Here is a 17671-nt window from a genome sequence, read left to right as displayed (position 1 = left end):
ATCACCCTCCGGCGTTTTTCAACCGCGCAACCACGCCTCAACCTCTTCAAATGTTCCACGAAAGGCAATCTGTCCGGCTTTCTTTTCCAGTTGATAGCGATACATCGGATCGTAATATTCTTCCAGCAGCGGCACTAACCAACTGAAATGCACTTCGGTGCTGCCGGTCTGACGCTGTGCCTCCAGCGCCACGTCCAGCCTGGCGGTTAACTCGTTAAACCGCTGCAAACCCAGACGCCGTTGAATTGCAAAAAGCCCATGATGCAGATAGTTGCTGTATTCCTGCCATCCCGGCTCTTCGCCATACGCATGGGTGAAATCATGATGCATCCGCACGAAATACTCTTCCCGCAGACGCTCAAGACGGCGCCCGAACGGATCGTCAATCACGGCGATAGCGGCCTGCGTCATGCGTTCGCGCAGGCATTCCGGCAGATGGTTAGCGCCGATCATCCGGCCTTCATCTTCCAGCACCCAGCGCGTGGCCTGCTTTTTGAGCAGCGTCACCGCCAGCAGATTTTCAAAACTGGCCTGACTGAGCTGGGGTTCCAGCGTGCGTCCAAAAGAGGAGCCGCGATGATGGGCTAATCCCTCAAGATCTACGCCGTTTTCCTGCTTTTGCACCAGTTGTGTTTTTCCATTGCCGGTACAGCCGCCAATTAGCACGATCGGTTTTTGGACCTGTTCTTCCGTGGCGGCAATCGCGGCCTGGCGTAGCGCTTTGTAGCCACCGTTGATCAACGGGTAATCCACGCCGGATTCACGTAGCCACTGCTGGACAATGTGCGAACGCTGACCGCCCCGGGCGCAGCAGAGATAGCCTTGCGGGTGTTGCCGGCAGGCTTTGCGCCAGGCAGCCAGACGCTGCTGGCGAATCTCGCCGCAGACCAGTTGATGACCGAGCTCAAGTGCAGCTTCTGGCCCCTGGCGTTTATAGCAGGTACCCACGGCGGCACGCTCGTCATCATTCATTAAGGGTAAATTTATCGCGCCCGGTATGGCACCCTGCTGAAATTCAACCGGCGCGCGGACATCGATTAAGGGCGTATCGGCAGTAAGGATCGCGCGATAGTCCGTTCCATCGTTCATGAGAAATCCTGAAGAAGACAAACAGCAATGGACGGGATTTTACGCGCGGAAGGAGAGGGCGGGGAAGTATAAGTTAAACTTCCCCGCATTTTAGGCTTACTTGAACTGAGTTTGCGCCCAGAAGATACCGCTGGCGTATTCCGGCGGCAGCAACGGCGCGAGGGCTTCCAGCGTGGCGCTCAGGCGCGCGGTATCGCTGTCGGTCAGATTCAGATGACCCACTTTACGCCCCGGACGCACCTCTTTGTCGTACCAGTGCAGATGCACTAACGGCAGTTTCAGCCAGTCGTAGTTCAGATCGCTGCCAATCAGATTCACCATTACCGACGGACTGTCCACCACCGGTGACGGCAGCGGCAGGCCGGTAATCGCCCGCAGATGCAGCTCAAACTGGCTGATGCTGGCGCCGTTTTGCGTCCAGTGACCGCTGTTGTGCACGCGCGGGGCCAGTTCGTTGATCAGCAGACCTTCCGGCGTAACAAAGCACTCCATCGCCATCACGCCAACGTAACCCAGCTCCTGCATGATGGCCGAAAGCATGGATTCGGCCTGCGCTTGTTGCTTCGCGTCGGCTCGAGGGAAGGCGACGCTGGTGCGCAGAATACCGTCCTGATGCAGGTTACGCGTCAGCGGGTAGAACACCGTGCTGCCGTCATGCGCGCGTGCGCCAACGAGCGACACTTCACCCGAGAAATTAATGCCTTGCTCAACAATGCATTCGCCGTAGTTATCGTCAGGCAGTTGATCGGTTTCACTGGCGCGTAAACGCCACTGACCACGACCGTCATAACCACCGACACGACGTTTCACGATCGCCAGTTCGCCTAAACGCTGAAAGACAGCAGGCCATTCGCTTTTGTCGGCCAGCAATTGCCATGGCGCGGTCGCCAGGCCGAGCTTATCGAAAAGCTGTTTTTGCGTCAGGCGATCAGCAATAATTGGGAATACATCACGGTTAACGAAAGCCGGATGACGCGCCAGTTCACGTGTTAACGCGGTTTCCGGCCAGCGCTCGATTTCTGCGGTAATCACGCTTTGCTGAAAAGGCACGGCAGCCGGTTCCGCATCCAGCCCCACCGGCCAGACGGCGATACCCAGCGGTTCACCGGCCTGACGGAGCATCCGGCCTAACTGCCCGTTGCCCAGTACGCAAACCTGTTTCATGCCGCACCTCGCGGATCCGGATTCTCCAGCACCTCATCCGTTTGCGCCTTGCGCCAGTCGTTCAGGCGCTGATGCAATGCCTTATCATGCGTCGCCAGAATCTGCGCCGCCAGCAGCGCCGCGTTAGCCGCGCCCGCTTTACCAATTGCCAGTGTACCGACCGGAATACCGCGCGGCATCTGCACGATCGAGTACAGGCTATCGACGCCGCTCAGCGCCGCACTTTGTACCGGAACGCCCAATACCGGCACCAGCGTTTTCGCCGCAATCATACCTGGAAGATGGGCAGCGCCACCTGCGCCAGCAATAATTACCTGATAGCCGTTCTCTTCGGCGCTTTCGGCAAAGCTAAACAGTTTATCGGGGGTGCGGTGGGCAGAAACCACTTCTACGTGATGTGGGACATCCAGGATTTCAAAGATTTCGGCGGCGAACTGCATGGTAGCCCAGTCGCTTTTGGACCCCATCACGATGGCGACACGCGCCGGATTATTGCGGGAAGACATGCGTCTGAAAACTCCTGTGGTGCGGGACACGCTGCTTTTGAGGCCACAGAGAATAGCACGATACAACGCCAAGGAAAACGGTTGCGTAGCTGGATTTTAAGGCTTCCTGCGATGTCAAAACAGATTTCGCTGGAAACGTACCGGTTCTAACAGAAGCGGATCAACCCCCTCTGTGCCCCCTGACAAAAAGGGACTCTGTGGATCATGCTTTTTGAAATTGCTGTTGGCTTGATGTTGATTGTAAGTCGCGTAGCAATATTGACATCCACTCACTGTTGAAAGCGGGTATATCGGTGCGACGGCTGGCACTAATGATCATCGCGAGTATTCCAGTCAATAATGAGGGGGCTTTTTCTCAAAACGGGAAAGCGATCAGTTCCACATCGTCCGGCGTGACTTTAACCATCGATCCTTCCGTATGCCAGGCACCTAACACGACGCGAAAGGCGGGTTCGCCATTAGCCGTGAGCGGGTGGACATCAGGACGGTGAGTATGGCCGTGAATCAGCCACTGGGCATGATGTTTTTCCATCTCTGCGATCACCGCATGTGGGTTGACGTCCATGATTTCCAGCGATTTGCTGCGGTTAGCAGCTTTACTGTCGGCACGCATTCGGGCGGCCACGCGTTTGCGAATACACAGCGGCAGGGCGAGGAACAGCGTTTGCAGCCAGCGTTGATGGACTTTTGCGCGAAATGCCTGATAACCCGCGTCATCGGTGCACAGCGTATCGCCGTGCAGGATAAGCACCCGGCGACCGTACAGATTGAGCACTTTTTCCTGGGGGAGCAACGTCATGCCGCTTTCGCAGGCGAAGCGTTTGCCAATCAGGAAGTCACGATTACCGTGAATAAAGAAACAGGGGACGCCGGAATCAACAACCGCTTTAATAGCGGCAGCGATTTCACGATGTAACGGGTTGGGATCGTCATCGCCAATCCACGCTTCGAACAGGTCGCCCAGGATATACAGGGCGTCAGCCTGACGGACTTCACCCGCTAAAAAACGCAGAAAACCGGCGGTGATCGCCGGTTCTTCCGTGCAGAGATGAAGATCTGCAATAAACAGTGTCGTCACGATTACTCGCTGACGGTCACGTTTTCGATAATGACGTCTTCTTTCGGTACGTCCTGGTGCATGCCGCTGCGACCGGTAGAAACGCCCTTGATTTTGTCAACCACGTCCATCCCTTCAACCACTTCCGCAAAGACGCAGTAGCCCCAGCCCTGCATGCTTTCGGCGGAGAAGTTCAGGAAGTCGTTGTCGGCAACGTTGATGAAGAACTGCGCCGTTGCGGAGTGCGGAGCCTGAGTACGCGCCATTGCCAGCGTACCACGGGTGTTTTTCAGACCGTTGTTGGCTTCGTTTTTGATAGCGTCTTTGGTGGCTTTCTGTTTCATGCCAGGCTCAAAACCGCCGCCCTGAATCATAAAACCATTGATCACACGGTGGAAAATGGTGTTGTTGTAAAAACCTTCGCGGCAGTAGTCCAGGAAGTTTTTAACTGTTTCAGGCGCTTTATCATCAAACGTTTTGATTACGATATCGCCGTGATTAGTGTGGAAAGTAACCATTTTTGCATCCTGTTCCGATATAGTAGTGCTTTAACCCAACTAAGGGTCAGAGTTAGGGAGGTGTTATAGCATAACCGCACGCTGCGATCACCTCGCAAAGTGTGCTGCTTCCCGTCCGAATTATGGGTATTATACAGACTTTGTTATCCACACACGTCTTACACGGAATCTTCGATGTTAAAAATCTTTAATACACTGACGCGCCAAAAAGAGGAATTCAAACCCATTCATGCCGGGGAAGTCGGCATGTACGTGTGTGGTATTACCGTTTACGATCTCTGTCATATTGGTCATGGCCGTACGTTTGTGGCGTTTGACGTGGTGGCGCGCTATCTGCGCTTTCTGGGCTACAAGCTGAAGTACGTGCGTAACATCACCGATATTGACGATAAAATCATTAAACGCGCAAATGAAAACGGCGAAAGCTTTGTCGCGCTGGTGGATCGTATGATCGCCGAAATGCACAACGACTTTGATGCGCTAAATATTCTGCGTCCGGATCTGGAGCCGCGCGCGACTCACCATATCGCTGAAATCATTGAAATCACTGAACAGCTGATTGCCAAAGGTCACGCCTATGTGGCGGACAATGGCGACGTGATGTTCGATGTCCCGACCGACCCAAACTACGGTCAATTGTCGCGCCAGGATCTGGACCAACTGCAGGCCGGCGCGCGCGTGGATGTGGTCGATGTGAAACGTAACCCGATGGACTTCGTGCTGTGGAAGATGTCCAAAGAGGGCGAGCCGAGCTGGCCGTCACCGTGGGGCGCAGGCCGTCCTGGCTGGCATATTGAATGTTCCGCGATGAACTGCAAACAGCTGGGTAATCACTTTGATATCCACGGCGGCGGTTCTGATCTGATGTTCCCGCACCACGAAAACGAAATTGCCCAGTCCACCTGTGCGCATGACGGTGAGTACGTGAATTACTGGATGCACTCCGGGATGGTGATGGTTGACCGCGAAAAGATGTCCAAATCGCTGGGTAACTTCTTTACCGTACGCGACGTGCTGAAGTATTACGACGCGGAAACCGTGCGCTACTTCCTGATGTCCGGCCACTATCGCAGCCAGTTGAACTACAGTGAAGAGAACCTGAAGCAGGCGCGTTCTGCGCTGGAGCGCTTGTACACCGCGCTGCGCGGGACGGATACGTCGGTCGCGCCAGCCGGTGGCGAGGCGTTTGAAGCGCGCTTTGTTGAGGCGATGAATGACGATTTCAACACCCCGGAAGCCTACTCCGTACTGTTCGACATGGCGCGCGAAGTGAATCGTCTGAAAGGCGAAGACATGGCCGCCGCGAACGCGATGGCCTCTCATCTGCGTAAGATTTCTGGCGTGCTGGGACTGCTGGAGCAGGATCCGGAAGCGTTTCTGCAAAGCGGTGCGCAGGCGGATGACGGTGAAGTCGCGGAAATTGAAGCGCTGATTCAACAGCGCCTGGATGCCCGTAAAGCCAAAGACTGGGCGGCGGCGGATGCGGCGCGTGACCGTCTGAACGAAATGGGCATCGTGCTTGAAGATGGCCCGCAGGGGACGACCTGGCGTCGTAAGTAACGTTCTTGCCGGATGGCGGCTAACGCCTTATCCGGTCGACAACATACCTGAGCCGTGCCGGATAAAACGTTTTGCGTCGTATCCGGCAATTCAATGCTTCCGGTACCACCACAGCATCCCCATCAGCAGTACACCCGGCAACCACACCCACAGTAACTCGGACATAATCACCTGATGCCCATACGGCGTGGTGTAGCGCGACAGGGCAAACGGCGCGACTTTTATCACCTGCCATGGTGCGAAAAAGCGCTCGTCCGACCACGGCCACAGCCAGCCAACTCCTTTGCCGCCGGTAGTGATTGCGTCCAGCAGACTGTGCGACAGCAGCGAAACCGTCAAAAACAACCAGCAGCGCATTAACCCGGCTTTAAACCATCGCCGCCCCATCCACACGCAGAGCAGCGGAACCACCAACGCAAACAGTAGCGAATGGGTAAACCCTCGGTGTCCGAACACGTTCCCGTAGGACACGCCGAGTTTGAATGAAAGGACGTCGGCATCCGGTAGCATTGCCAGCGCGATCCCGGCAAACAGTAAACGTGGAGGAATGACTTTCAGTCCCAGACCCAGCCCAAGGCAAATCGGGACGGCGGCGTGCGTGATAACGGTAGGCATTGTCATTATCCCTGGCAAATCATAGCAATATAGCAGTGGCAAGCGGGGAGAGGAGGCGGGTGAATTCCGAATTTATGCCGATTCGCGCACGACCAGTTGACCGGAAAGGGTAATGCGCTGGATTTGTAGCGCCGGCTCTTTCAGTTTGCGCATCATAAGGACTGCCGCCTGGCGTCCGGTCTCTTCACTGGCGGATGAAACATAGGTCAATGACGGCGAGGTCAGATTCACGTGGAGCATGTCTTCGAACCCAATCAGGGCAACCTGTTGCGTGAGGAAAACATCTTTCCCGACCGTGCGCCCAACCTGATGAATGCCGGAGAACGAGCCAATCATCGCGGCGGGAGAATGGCAAAGCAGGGCGGTGAAGGTGTTGTTTTTTTCCAGTAACTGGCGTGTGGCGAGCCCCGCCGCCTGAGTGTCGTCACTACAGGCTGGTGCGGACTCTTCGCGATACACCAGGCCGTTCTGCGTCATCGCGCTGCGAAAACCCAGCAGTCGTTGCTCACGAATGTGGCAGCCTTCCTGACCGCCGATATAGGCGATATTACGGTGCCCGCGCTCGATGAGGTAGCGGGTCGCCAGATTCGCGGCCTGGCGATTATCGCGCATCACCAGATCGCATTTGTCTTCCAGTAGCGACTGAGACACCACCACCAGCGGTAGCGGGCAGTGGCGGATTTTCTCTGGCAATGTTGAGGCGCGATTATCAGAGGCGAGGTAAATCACCCCGGCGACGCCCTGCTGCTTAAACGACAGCAGACAGCGCTCCAGGTGATCGCCATCGTTAAGCGGTTGGCCGAGAAAAACCATAAAACCGTTTTTTTCCAGTTCCTGAACAATGCTTGCCATTACCTTGATGGAAAAGCTGTCGCTAAAATCGCGCAGGATCAGGCCGATCAAATTAGAGGTGTTAGCGCGAAGATTCGCCGCGGCGATGTTATGGACATAGCCAAGCGTATTGATGGCGGCATGAACCTTCTCAATGGTTGCCTCTGAGATTTTCCCTTTCTGGCGTAGCACCAGCGAAACGGTTGAGACCGAAACGCCCGCCAGCTTTGCCACATCAATAATGCTGACTTTCTTCAAAATCGCTCCCTGAAAATTACCGGTTATCAGCCTGATACAACAACGTCTCCCAGCGTACAGGAGACGTGTCACTCAGACATCTTATTATTTGCCGATCATCGTGGACATGGTCTGGGCGATAAACTGTGCTCTGGCACCGAAAATCACCTGGATACCGTTGTCGCCGACAAAGACCACGCCGCGCGCGCCGAGGCCGTTGAGACCGTCTTTATCGACCACGTCGCTTTTCGCCACTTCCAGACGCAGACGGGTGATGCAGGAGCCGACGGAGTCGATATTTTGCGCACCGCCCAGCAGGCCGATGATTTCAGTGGCAATTTCCGTATCCGTCTTGTCGTTGGCATTGGCGGTCACTTCGGTTCGACCTGGCGTTTTGATATCGAAACGGCGAATGACAAAGCGGAAGGTAAAGTAGTAAATCAGCGCCATCGGCACACCTATGATAATGGCGTTCAGGAAGTTGGTCTGATAACCATTGAAGGACGGCAGAATGCCAAACGACAGGTAGTCGATGAAACCGGCGGAGAACGATTTGGCAATATGCGCATGCAGCAGGTACATGGTCATATAGGCCAGACCCGCCATCACGGCGTTGAAGACGTACAGAATCGGTGCCACGAAGATAAAGGTGAACTCAACCGGCTCGGTGATCCCTGTCAGGAAGCAGGTGAGCGCCGCCGAGAACAGAATACCGGCGGCAATTTTCTTATTCTTCGTGTGTGCTTCGTGATACATCGCCAGACATGCCGCAGGCAGCGCGAACAGCATCAGCGGGAACTCGCCCTGCATAAACTTACCGGCGTTTTGATAGGTATCGCTACTGAAGGATTTGACCCCTTCCTCCAGCATTTTGAACCAGATGGTCTGATCGCCGTGGATCACCTGGCCGGCCTGAGTGGTGTAATCTCCAAAGGAATACCAGAAAGAGGGATACCAGATGTGATGTAAACCGAGCGGGATCAGCGCGCGTTCAACCAGGCCAAAGATAAAGGTTGAGACCGCCTGATTATCGCCGTTAACCACCACCGAGAGCGCATCGATACCGGACTGAATATGTTGCCAGACGTAGGGCAGCAGCAGACCGAGTACGAAGGAGAGAAACGCGGTGGCGATGGCCACAAAACGTTTACCAGAGAAGAAACCGAGGAATTCCGGCAACTGCATGGTGTGAAAGCGGTTGTAACACCAGGCGGCGAGAATACCGCAGATCAGACCGCCAAAGACGCCCATCTGCAGGGTCGGGATTCCGACCACCATCGCGTATTTGCCGCCCTGGGAGGCCATCTCCGGCGTGATGCTCAGCACCGTACTGATGGTGATATTGGTGACAAACACGGAGACCGCCGCCGACAGCGCGGCAATACCCGATTCTGAAGCGAGACCGACGGCAGAGCCGATAGCAAACAACATCGGCAGGTTATCAAAGATAACGCCGCCTGCGTTCATCATCAGCGGCAGATGGAATTTATCCCCGAAGGCCAGCAGCAGGCCCGCAGCAGGAAGTAGTGAAATTGGCAGCATTAAAGCGCGACCAATCATTGATAATTTAGACAACGATTTAACAAACCCTGATATCAGACTCATGCTGATTCCCCCGAGTAGCGTTTTTATTGACGCTGTTATTGTAAGTAGAACGTTATAGTAGAACGTTCTACTTATCGTGATGAAGGCGTGGATTTTGCGCAACTGAAATTTCACGCTTCATCAAATGAAATCGCGATTCTTTGAAGTTGATCGATAATTAACCGCTATGGTCGTAGGGTGACAGGGGAGGAGAAGGGGAGCCTCAACCCGACATCTCCGAAGGAGAGATCGGGTTGAGGTGTCAGACCGCTCAGGCTGTTACGGTGATGGTCTGTCCGGCAAAACTCACGGTTTGGCCGGCCACGATTTTACAGCGCTTGCGGGTTTCTACCGCGCCGTCAACTTTTACCTGACCTTCGGCAATCGCCATTTTCGCCTGGGCGCCGCTTTCACTCCAGCCTTCCAGTTTCAGCAAATCGCACAGTTCAACGTGAGGATGATTGCCTAAAGAAAAGGTTGCCATATTAATTGTCCTGAGGATCGTGATATTCAACGCACGCCTGTAGCGTGTTTTCGATAAGTGTGGCCACCGTCATTGGCCCCACGCCGCCCGGTACGGGCGTAATGTACGAGGCACGTGCGGCAGCGTCTTCAAATACCACGTCGCCGACGACTTTGCCATTTTCCAGACGGTTGATGCCGACATCAACCACGATCGCGCCTTCTTTGATCCACTCACCTGGAATAAAGCCCGGTTTCCCGACGGCAACGATCAGCAGATCGGCATGCTCAACGTGATGACGCAGATTTTTGGTGAAACGGTGGGTCACCGTAGTGGTACAACCGGCCAGTAGCAGTTCCATACTCATGGGACGACCCACGATGTTAGAGGCACCGATCACGACCGCATTCAGACCATAGAGATCGATGTTGTAACGTTCGAGCAGGGTGACAATCCCGCGCGGCGTGCAGGGGCGCAAACGCGGGGCGCGCTGGCACAGGCGACCGACGTTGTAAGGATGGAAACCGTCCACGTCTTTATCCGGATCAATTCGTTCCAGCACTTTGACATTATCGATGCCTGCCGGAAGTGGCAACTGCACCAGAATACCGTCGATAGTGTTGTCGGCGTTGAGCGTATCAATCAGCTCAAGCAGTTCCGCCTCGCTGGTGGTTTCCGGCAGGTCATACGAGCGGGAGACGAATCCCACTTCGTCACAGGCTTTACGCTTGCTTGCCACATAAATTTGCGAAGCCGGGTTGCTGCCTACCAGCACTACCGCCAGGCCAGGAGCTCGACGCCCGGCCTCAATACGCGCCTGAACTTTTTGAGCAACCTCAGAGCGCACCTGCTGCGCAATCGTTTTACCGTCAATAATCTTTGCTGCCATCAGAGAGAGGATTCCATCTGTTACTTCACGTCAAAGGGGATGGCGCTATTTTGTCAGAAGTGAAGGCGGTTGTCAGTTACCGCTTACTATTGGCGTTGTTTTAGAGGGTTATCTGAAGGGGATTTGCCCTGCAAACAGACGGGATGCTCATAACTCAAGCAGTTGAGAGGAAAGCCATTGACCGCTAAGGTTGTGAACGTATAATACCGACCAGTTTTGTATCACCCGCATTGCTGTTCAATGCTCCCTTAGCTCAGCTGGATAGAGCAACGGCCTTCTAAGCCGTCGGTCACAGGTTCGAATCCTGTAGGGGGCGCCATTTCGAAGTCAATACACCTCTACTGAATTCGCTTTTTATCCGTTATATTCCCTGAAATGAGAAAAAATTCCCTGTCGGTGTTAATCCTGATATATCTCTGGATGAGGCTCGCTTGAAGCGAGAGGATGCCCGGAAGATATAAAAAAACCACCTCTTTTTAACGAACCAGCGACCATACGGCTGCCGGCACTTTGTCATACAGGGTGTTCGTTATTATCTCCGCCAGTCGGTGGTCGGCTGCTGCGTAAAAATTCGCCAGTTCATCTTCTGTCAGTTCATCGTTATTTTTTTCGATGACTTTATCCAGCGTTGCCTGACAGGTACATTTCCTTAACTGGAAAAGCCATTCCTGCTTTGTTTTTGACATCATCTCTCTTCCTGATAAATGCATATTCCTGATTACGGCTCCGGTGATTTCACGAAAAACGGAGCCGGGTTTCCCGGCTCCGCCTATTTCAGACACATGACTTACCAGCTGTATTTTACCCCCACCATGCCCTGGGTATCACTGTAGCCTTTATCGCCCATCTGCACACCCACGTTGCCCCACACGCTCAGATGGTCGTTCAGCTTGCCTTCCACCCCGGTGCGGACTTCGCCCAGATTATGCGCGCCATCGCGGCTGACTTTTGTCCCGTCCATCTTCACGCCCCAGGTTTCCGTATTGTGGATCCAGTTCACTTCCACGAATGGCTGGAAGGTACGCTGTTTACCGTCATCCATTTTGTGGTGACTGCTCAGATACGTTCTCACCCCGAGGCGAGTCTGAATATTGCCGTCGCCCTGTGTTTCGATGCGGGTTCCGTCTTTACGGCGATGCGCATCATCTTTCACGCCCATCCAGGTGACCTGCGCCTGCGGCTGCACATACCAGGTGTTCAGTGTGCCCTCGCTGCCGTAAAACTCTCCGGCTTTCAGGGTATAACCCGCTTCGACGGATGCGGTCAGACCTTTCGATTTGTAGCTGTCGCTGTCCCGGTGGTCTGATTCCACGCTGCTGTCAAACCAGTTGTACAGCATCCAACTGTCCACATACATGCCGGTTTTGTCCGCATCGTTCTGGTACCAGGTGCCGTACAGACCGGCGCTGTAGCCGCTGACGCGTCCGTCAGAGCCGTAGCCAACACGGTCGCTGCGGGTGTTGCTGTGCTCGTTCGCATAGCCGCCCATCACGCCCAGGTGCCAGCGGTCCAGTCCGTCAGAACTCCACTGCGCGATGTCGCCACCAATCTGCAGCACATAGCGGTTGCTCTGTGTTTGCAGCTGGCCGTCACCGGAAGATGAACGTTCGTGACCGCCGACGTGGCGCATCCACATGCTGCTGACGTTCTCCTCACCGTTATACAGCGCATCGGTGTACTGCGGTTCACCGAGACGGTCGTGCAGGCGGTGGTGAAACAGCGTGTTGGCTGCCGCGATATTGCTGATATAGCTGCCGGCTTCCGGGCGCAGCGCGTCCGGGGCGGTCGGATCGACTACCGGTGGTGTCGGTTCCGACGGGTCAACGTCAATCGGATCTGGCTCATCCTGCGGCGGTGTGCTGTCTTTCCATTTACTGGTCAGGTACCAGTTCTTCGCCGCTGCTCCGGCCCCTTTCGCCAGGGTATAGACGTAGGCCCCGGCTTCCACGGTCCCGGTGGTCAGGGCGAAGCTCCCCGCTGAGTTGCCGTCGACCTGGATGACCTCGATACCGTTCACCGTCTGTGCACCGGTCCCGCCGGTATTGGTCACGCTGACACGGGTATTGCCAGCCGTGTCGCCCTCTACCGTCAGTTTGTCCGTCACTGAGCTGTCATCGCCAAGTACGGTGTTGAGCGCCAGCAGACCGTTGTTCCCGGTGTAGTTGCCGTTCACCGTCAGGGTGTTACCCGGCGTTCCGTCTTCACGGGTCAGCAGGACTGAGCCGCTGTTGGTCAGGCTGCCGCCGACCAGAAAATCGGTCATCTGCATGGTACCGCCCTGCATGACGTTCACATCCCCGGCGGTGCTGCCGTAACCGGTGAAGGTGCCTCCGTTGTGCACGTTCACCAGACCACTCGCCATATCCACGGCGGAGTCCGCGTCACTGCCCAGCGCCAGTTCACCGGCGTTAATGCCGGTGGTGCCAGTGTACGCCGCAGCGTCCTGTGTTAGGGTCAGGGTGCCGGTACCGGCTTTGGTCAGGTCACCGCTGCCGCTGACACTGTTACTGAGTGTCCAGTCGCTGCCGGTGTTCACGGTCAGCAGACCGTTATCGTTGACGGATGCGGTACCGAGGTGGTTCTGTTTGTTGACGGTCAGGTTGCTGCCGTCATCAATGTTAAACAGGCCGCTGAAGCCGCTGTTGTCACCGGTGACGGCGGCGTTTGTGGTGTTAGTCGCGTCAACATGACCAGTACCGCTGATATTATTTGCCAGTGTGCCGGTCGCACCGTCCAGCGTCAGGATACCTTCATCGGCAATATCACCGGTACCTGCGCCTTTCGCGTTGTTAATGACCACTTCGGCACCGCTGCTGATGGTGGTGGTGGCGCTCAGGCCGCTGTTGGCACCGTCGATGGACAGCACGCCGCCGTCTACGTTCAGCTTACCGCTGCCGGTCAGGCTGCCGTTACTGTAACCACCGTTTGCCAGGCTCAGCGAGCCGCCGTTCACGTCGAGGACGGAATTAACATCGCTTGCCAGCTGACCTGCCATCTGCACAGTGCCGTTAAGGTCTGCTTTCGCGTCACTGTGAATCGCCAGCATCGCCGTATCGCCCAGCGCGCCGTCCACGTCAGTACGCAGGGTCCCGCTCACCACGGTGGTATTACCGGTGTAATCGTTGCTGCTGTTTGACAGCGACAGCACGTCGCTGCCGGTGGTGCTGACAGCCAGATTACCGCTGCCGGTGATGCGGGCGGACTGGTCCGCCGCCGCGCCGGTGGCCCCCGGGGTTCCGTCAAGGGTCAGGGTCTGGTCCTGCAGCAACTCAAGCTCTGTCAGGCCGTAGTTCACGTACAGGCCGTCACCTGGTGCGGTGGTCAGGCGGTAATCGTAGGTACCTTTCGCCACGGTGTTCCCGCCCTGGGCAATATCGACCTGCATCGCAGCCGGGATGTCGAGGCCGTACTGGTCCACAAGTGTCAGGTTACCCCCGCTGCCGGTGACGTTCGCTGCGCTGACCAGTTGTACACCAACGTTGGCGTCATCCTGGGTCATCAGGGACGAGGTGGTGTCCGTCGCTATTTCCGGTACATACGGGTCGGGAATGTTCACCTGTACCGTGCCGCTGCCTGAGGCATCCAGCGTGTTCACCGTCACATGGCTGGCGGCCACGATGTCATGCGGCGCGGTGGCGTTAAAGGCCATATAGCCGCCCTCAAAGCTGAGCCCGCCAATCGCCTGTTCACCGTTACCCACGGTGGTGAAGCTGCCGGTGTTCACGTTCAGGGTGGCATTCGTCATGGCCGTGGTATTCACACTGTCAAGGGACAGGGTCGCGTTGCTCAGGTCCACGGTCCCGGCGAAGGTGCTGCCGGTGGTGGTGGCAAAGTTAAACGCCGCCCCGCTGGCATTCACCGCCATGGTTCCGGTGCCGGTCAGTCTGTTGGTGAAGGTGCGGTCAACGGGACTGTTCACCGCCAGAACCGAGGTGGCATCGATATCAAACGCTGCGCCACCGGTGGGTTTACCGCCCAGCGCATAACCACTATTCAGCGTGAACAGGGACGCCTCACGCAGGTTCACCAGGTTGTAGTTGTTGATTTGCGTACCGGTGCCGTCCATGGTGAAGCCTTCAGTCACCCCCTTAAAGAACACAGTGGCGTTACCGCTACCGCCGTTCAGGGCGTTAAAGGTGTTGCCGTTGCCCAGTACGGTGACCATATCCACACCCGCAGAGCCGCTGACGGTGTTCACATCCGCGCCGTTTGTCAGCAGGACAGTGTTGGTGCCGTTGCCGTTGAGCGCAATGTTGCCGCCCACGATACCGTCGTCCACCGTCACCGCGTTATTGCCGGTGCTCGTGGTGATGTTGTTACTGACGGTGCCGGTGTTGTTCACCGTGGCATTCGCCCCGTTCATCACCACGTCACCGTTAATCAGCCCGGCGTTGTTCATCGTGGCATTTGCCGCGCTCATCGCCAGCGTCGGTGTGCCGGCGGCGGAGGCGGTAATCACCCCGGTGTCCGCGTTGGTGAAGGTGGTGGCATTCGCCGTATCAACCGTGGAGGCCGTGGCACTGGCCGATTCCAGTATGCCGCGGTTGGTGGCAGACGTGACGCCGCTGCCCAGTTTCAGGGCAGGGCCGCCCGCCGCGTTGCCCACGGTGACGTACGCCGCCGTGTCCACAGTGCCGGTGGTGTTGGCATAAATGCCGGTACCGCCCGCGCCGGTGACGTTAATGGTCAGGCCGGAGGAGCCGGACAGGTCGAGGTTACCGGTGGTGGCGCTGCCGTCGGCATTTTCGAACGCAATCCCCTCACCGTTACCGCTGACGGTGATGAGACCGCTGTTGGTTTTGTCGATGGTGACCGCGGTACGTACCCCGGCACCGTTCGCCACGTCAATGGTGGTGTTCGTCAGTTGCAGGTCGGTCAGGTTCGCGGCGTTCTCAATACCGTTCCCCGTGGCGCCTGCCGCGTTAACGATAATGTGTGCCCCGTTCACATCAAGCCCGGTGGCACCGGTGCTTACCAGCACACCATCAGCCGTGCCGCGGGCTTCAACCGTGCCCACGCCGCTGCCGACCAGGTTCAGCGCCCCGGCGGCCAGGTTGATGGCTGCAGTCCCGTCCGTTGCCAGCACGGTTCCGCTGTTGGTCACCGAAGAGGCCTGCCCCTGGTCACCGGCACCGACATACAGTGCGGTACCGTTAGCGGTGATATTGCCGCTGTTACCGACTTCACCGCCCAGCACCTTCACCGCCGTTGATCCGGTACCAGTGAGGACAATGTCGCCGCTGTTATCAAGGGTACCGCTGTTCTGCGCGGTAAAGGCAGTGGCACCGTTGACCGAAGAGGTGATGGTGGCCGCGTTGTTCAGTACTGCCCCACTGTTGGTGGAAATCAGCGAACCGTCAGAACCGTAGGTGTTGCCGTCCACAATCCCGGCGCGTGCGCCGGTGCCGGTCAGGGCAAGCGAGGCACCGCTTTCGATGTCAATGGTGGCCTCGCCGGAGGCAATCACCCCCGTGGCGCCTGCGCCGCTGATATCCAGCGCACTGCCGCTGCCGATCGTGGCGTGGGTTCCGGGGCCGGTGGCATAGAGCGCCGTCGCTTCCTGGCCGCTGGCCGCCACCTGGATATCGCCGTCCATTGTCGCCCCGTCTTCGAGACGGAACAGGGTGGAACGCGTTCCGGATGCATCCAGGATGGTACTGGCCGGTACATCAGTATTAATGATGGAGCCAGCACCGGAAATGGCAAACAGGATCTGGTCGGTGGCCGACTCAGAGAAGTCCGGCGTGGCGGTGCCGGACAGGTTCACCGTCGCCCCGTCAGAGGCGCGGACCCCGATGGCGCCATCGCCGTTGAGGGTCACGGTGCCGCCGGTCATATTCACGGTGGTTTGTGCGCCGCTGGCACGGATGCCGGTGGTACGGTTTGCTACATCGCCGCCGTTAAGCACAATATTGCCCGAGTTGTTGACCACGGTGGTGTGGGTGCCGGTTGCATCCTTCGCCACGATACCGGTGCCGCCTGCACCGATGGTGATGCTGCCGGTATTCCCCCCACGGGCACCCGCTTCAACCAGCAGGCCGGTGGTGTCTTCACCGGTGAAGGTGATGTTGCCGGCGTTGCTGATTTCAGCGCCATTACGGGCAATAAACCCGGTCACCGCATCCAGCGCGGAGTTGAGTGCGGCTTCCGTGACCAGCAGGGTGCCGGTCCCGAAGCCCGCGGCCCCTGCTGCCAGCGCCGCATTGGCCAGTACGCCGGAAACAGGCGTGCCCAGCGCGTTACCGTTGATATCATAGCCCTGGCCGTCAACAATCCCCGCCACTGCGCCTTCGGCAGTCATGTTGATGATGGCGTTCGAAGTGATTTTGCCCTGCGCACCGCCCTGGACCAGCACGCCGGTGGAGTCTTCACCGGACAGGTTGAGGGTCATGCCGCCGGAATTAAAGGCAGACACATTGCCGCTGGTCGCGTCTTTACCATTGGCAACAATCGTGGTTGACCCCTGACCAGAGGCAGTCAGTTCCGAGGCTGCACCCGCACCACCGGTGAAGTCAGCCCCGCCGTCCACGCGGAACAGCACGGATTCCTGGGTGCTGACATTCTGGGCACCAGTGCCGTTGTTGATGATAGAGGCAGTGGGGCCGTAGACATAATAGCCGAGTTGGTTGGTGCCACCGGCAAAGTTAATATCTCCGCTGCCGGATAACGTAACAGAGCCACCATCACGGGCATGAACACCTATTGCACCATCACCGCTCATATTGATCTGGCCAGAAATATCGACCTGAGAACCGTTACCTTCTGACCAGACGCCATAGTTGCGCAGGCCGGTTGAGGTATCTGCTCCGCCAGCAATATTAATATCGCCTGATAAAGAAGCTTTACCGCCGGTAAGCGCTTTAATACCGGTATTATTAACGCCGTTTAGGTTGATAGTACCTGAGCTGGCTACGGTACCTGCAGTTTTACTGAGGGAATAAATACCAATACTTTCAGAAGGAACAAATTCACCGTCACCGCCGTTGCTGTTAACGTCAATCACGCCGCTATTTTGCAGCAATGTCGTTCCATTGACCGCATACAGGCCATAAACACCATTGGCGGTAGTACTAAGTGTTATCGTCCCCTGGTTTTCGCCACTGCCTCCAGATTCGGTACGAATACCGGCACTTTCAGTATTTAGATAGGCTTTGCTAC

The 17671-nt window shown here is 56.7% G+C and carries 13 protein-coding genes and 1 tRNA gene; 2 read left to right on the top strand and 12 right to left on the bottom strand.

The genetic code is table 11. The annotated features are described in order from the left end of the window. Nucleotides 1-18: 18 nt before the first annotated feature. The 5 genes from mnmH to ppiB form a co-directional block, all read right to left on the bottom strand. Entirely contained in the window at nucleotides 19-1089 is a 1071-nt protein-coding gene (gene mnmH / locus OGW13_RS10220; protein WP_044265285.1) for a tRNA 2-selenouridine(34) synthase MnmH, read from the bottom strand. A gap of 96 nt (nucleotides 1090-1185) precedes the next feature. Next, nucleotides 1186-2253, bottom strand: a complete 1068-nt coding sequence (gene purK, locus OGW13_RS10215; protein WP_044265287.1) for a 5-(carboxyamino)imidazole ribonucleotide synthase — start codon at nucleotides 2251-2253, stop codon at nucleotides 1186-1188. After that, on the bottom strand, nucleotides 2250-2759 hold the full coding sequence (purE, locus tag OGW13_RS10210) for a 5-(carboxyamino)imidazole ribonucleotide mutase (protein WP_043001520.1): 510 nt from the start codon (nucleotides 2757-2759) through the stop codon (nucleotides 2250-2252). The genes purK and purE overlap by 4 nt, the downstream gene beginning before the upstream one ends. Before the next feature lie 355 nt (nucleotides 2760-3114). Next, complete coding sequence (gene lpxH / locus OGW13_RS10205) at nucleotides 3115-3837, bottom strand: UDP-2,3-diacylglucosamine diphosphatase (protein WP_200050242.1); 723 nt, start codon at nucleotides 3835-3837, stop codon at nucleotides 3115-3117. Nucleotides 3838-3839: 2 nt separating this feature from the next. Next, a complete protein-coding gene (ppiB, locus tag OGW13_RS10200) occupies nucleotides 3840-4334 on the bottom strand; it encodes a peptidylprolyl isomerase B (protein ID WP_042324369.1) in 495 nt (164 codons plus the stop codon). Nucleotides 4335-4508: 174 nt separating this feature from the next. Between ppiB and cysS the strand changes: the two genes are divergently transcribed. Beyond that, nucleotides 4509-5894: a cysteine--tRNA ligase gene (gene cysS, locus OGW13_RS10195; RefSeq protein ID WP_043001518.1), complete on the top strand. Its 1386-nt coding sequence runs from the start codon at nucleotides 4509-4511 to the stop codon at nucleotides 5892-5894. Nucleotides 5895-5984: 90 nt separating this feature from the next. Here cysS and OGW13_RS10190 read toward each other — a convergent pair whose 3' ends face one another. From OGW13_RS10190 to folD, 5 genes are all read right to left on the bottom strand, one after another. Beyond that, nucleotides 5985-6509 carry a metal-dependent hydrolase gene (locus OGW13_RS10190; protein ID WP_090048804.1) on the bottom strand — a complete coding sequence of 175 codons (525 nt, stop codon included), beginning with the start codon at nucleotides 6507-6509 and terminating at the stop codon, nucleotides 5985-5987. Between the two features lie 72 nt (nucleotides 6510-6581). Next, nucleotides 6582-7598, bottom strand: a complete 1017-nt coding sequence (malI, locus tag OGW13_RS10185) for a Mal regulon transcriptional regulator MalI (protein ID WP_043001516.1) — start codon at nucleotides 7596-7598, stop codon at nucleotides 6582-6584. An 84-nt stretch (nucleotides 7599-7682) separates the two neighbouring features. Beyond that, on the bottom strand, nucleotides 7683-9182 hold the full coding sequence (locus tag OGW13_RS10180) for a PTS transporter subunit EIIC (protein WP_043001515.1): 1500 nt from the start codon (nucleotides 9180-9182) through the stop codon (nucleotides 7683-7685). A gap of 250 nt (nucleotides 9183-9432) precedes the next feature. After that, entirely contained in the window at nucleotides 9433-9645 is a 213-nt protein-coding gene (gene ybcJ, locus OGW13_RS10175; RefSeq protein WP_156594802.1) for a ribosome-associated protein YbcJ, read from the bottom strand. Nucleotide 9646: 1 nt separating this feature from the next. After that, complete coding sequence (folD, locus tag OGW13_RS10170) at nucleotides 9647-10513, bottom strand: bifunctional methylenetetrahydrofolate dehydrogenase/methenyltetrahydrofolate cyclohydrolase FolD (RefSeq protein WP_043001513.1); 867 nt, start codon at nucleotides 10511-10513, stop codon at nucleotides 9647-9649. A gap of 242 nt (nucleotides 10514-10755) precedes the next feature. Here folD and OGW13_RS10165 point away from each other — a divergent pair. Beyond that, a tRNA-Arg gene (locus tag OGW13_RS10165) sits at nucleotides 10756-10832 on the top strand. A 157-nt stretch (nucleotides 10833-10989) separates the two neighbouring features. Here OGW13_RS10165 and hha read toward each other — a convergent pair. Next, entirely contained in the window at nucleotides 10990-11199 is a 210-nt protein-coding gene (hha, locus tag OGW13_RS10160) for a hemolysin expression modulator Hha (RefSeq protein ID WP_043001997.1), read from the bottom strand. Between the two features lie 101 nt (nucleotides 11200-11300). Further along, nucleotides 11301-17534 (bottom strand): autotransporter outer membrane beta-barrel domain-containing protein, encoded by a 6234-nt coding sequence (locus OGW13_RS10155; RefSeq protein WP_287116044.1) that lies wholly within the window; start codon nucleotides 17532-17534, stop codon nucleotides 11301-11303. Nucleotides 17535-17671: the final 137 nt, after the last annotated feature.

The sequence above is a fragment of the Citrobacter sp. Ca225 genome, assembly GCF_030337175.1.
In the GTDB taxonomy this organism is placed as follows: domain Bacteria; phylum Pseudomonadota; class Gammaproteobacteria; order Enterobacterales; family Enterobacteriaceae; genus Citrobacter_A; species Citrobacter_A amalonaticus.
The sequence above is the reverse complement of the archived record's forward strand: the minus strand, read 5'-3'. Positions and strand labels throughout refer to the sequence as shown.

Excerpts from the sequence above, each read along its gene's own strand:
- mnmH (WP_044265285.1), bottom strand. The coding sequence starts at position 1,089 with ATGAACGATGGAACGGACTATCGCGCGATCCTTACTGCCGATACGCCC.
- purK (WP_044265287.1), bottom strand. The coding sequence starts at position 2,253 with ATGAAACAGGTTTGCGTACTGGGCAACGGGCAGTTAGGCCGGATGCTC.
- purE (WP_043001520.1), bottom strand. The coding sequence starts at position 2,759 with ATGTCTTCCCGCAATAATCCGGCGCGTGTCGCCATCGTGATGGGGTCC.
- ppiB (WP_042324369.1), bottom strand. The coding sequence starts at position 4,334 with ATGGTTACTTTCCACACTAATCACGGCGATATCGTAATCAAAACGTTT.
- cysS (WP_043001518.1), top strand. The coding sequence starts at position 4,509 with ATGTTAAAAATCTTTAATACACTGACGCGCCAAAAAGAGGAATTCAAA.
- OGW13_RS10190 (WP_090048804.1), bottom strand. The coding sequence starts at position 6,509 with ATGCCTACCGTTATCACGCACGCCGCCGTCCCGATTTGCCTTGGGCTG.
- OGW13_RS10180 (WP_043001515.1), bottom strand. The coding sequence starts at position 9,182 with ATGAGTCTGATATCAGGGTTTGTTAAATCGTTGTCTAAATTATCAATG.
- ybcJ (WP_156594802.1), bottom strand. The coding sequence starts at position 9,645 with ATGGCAACCTTTTCTTTAGGCAATCATCCTCACGTTGAACTGTGCGAT.
- folD (WP_043001513.1), bottom strand. The coding sequence starts at position 10,513 with ATGGCAGCAAAGATTATTGACGGTAAAACGATTGCGCAGCAGGTGCGC.
- hha (WP_043001997.1), bottom strand. The coding sequence starts at position 11,199 with ATGTCAAAAACAAAGCAGGAATGGCTTTTCCAGTTAAGGAAATGTACC.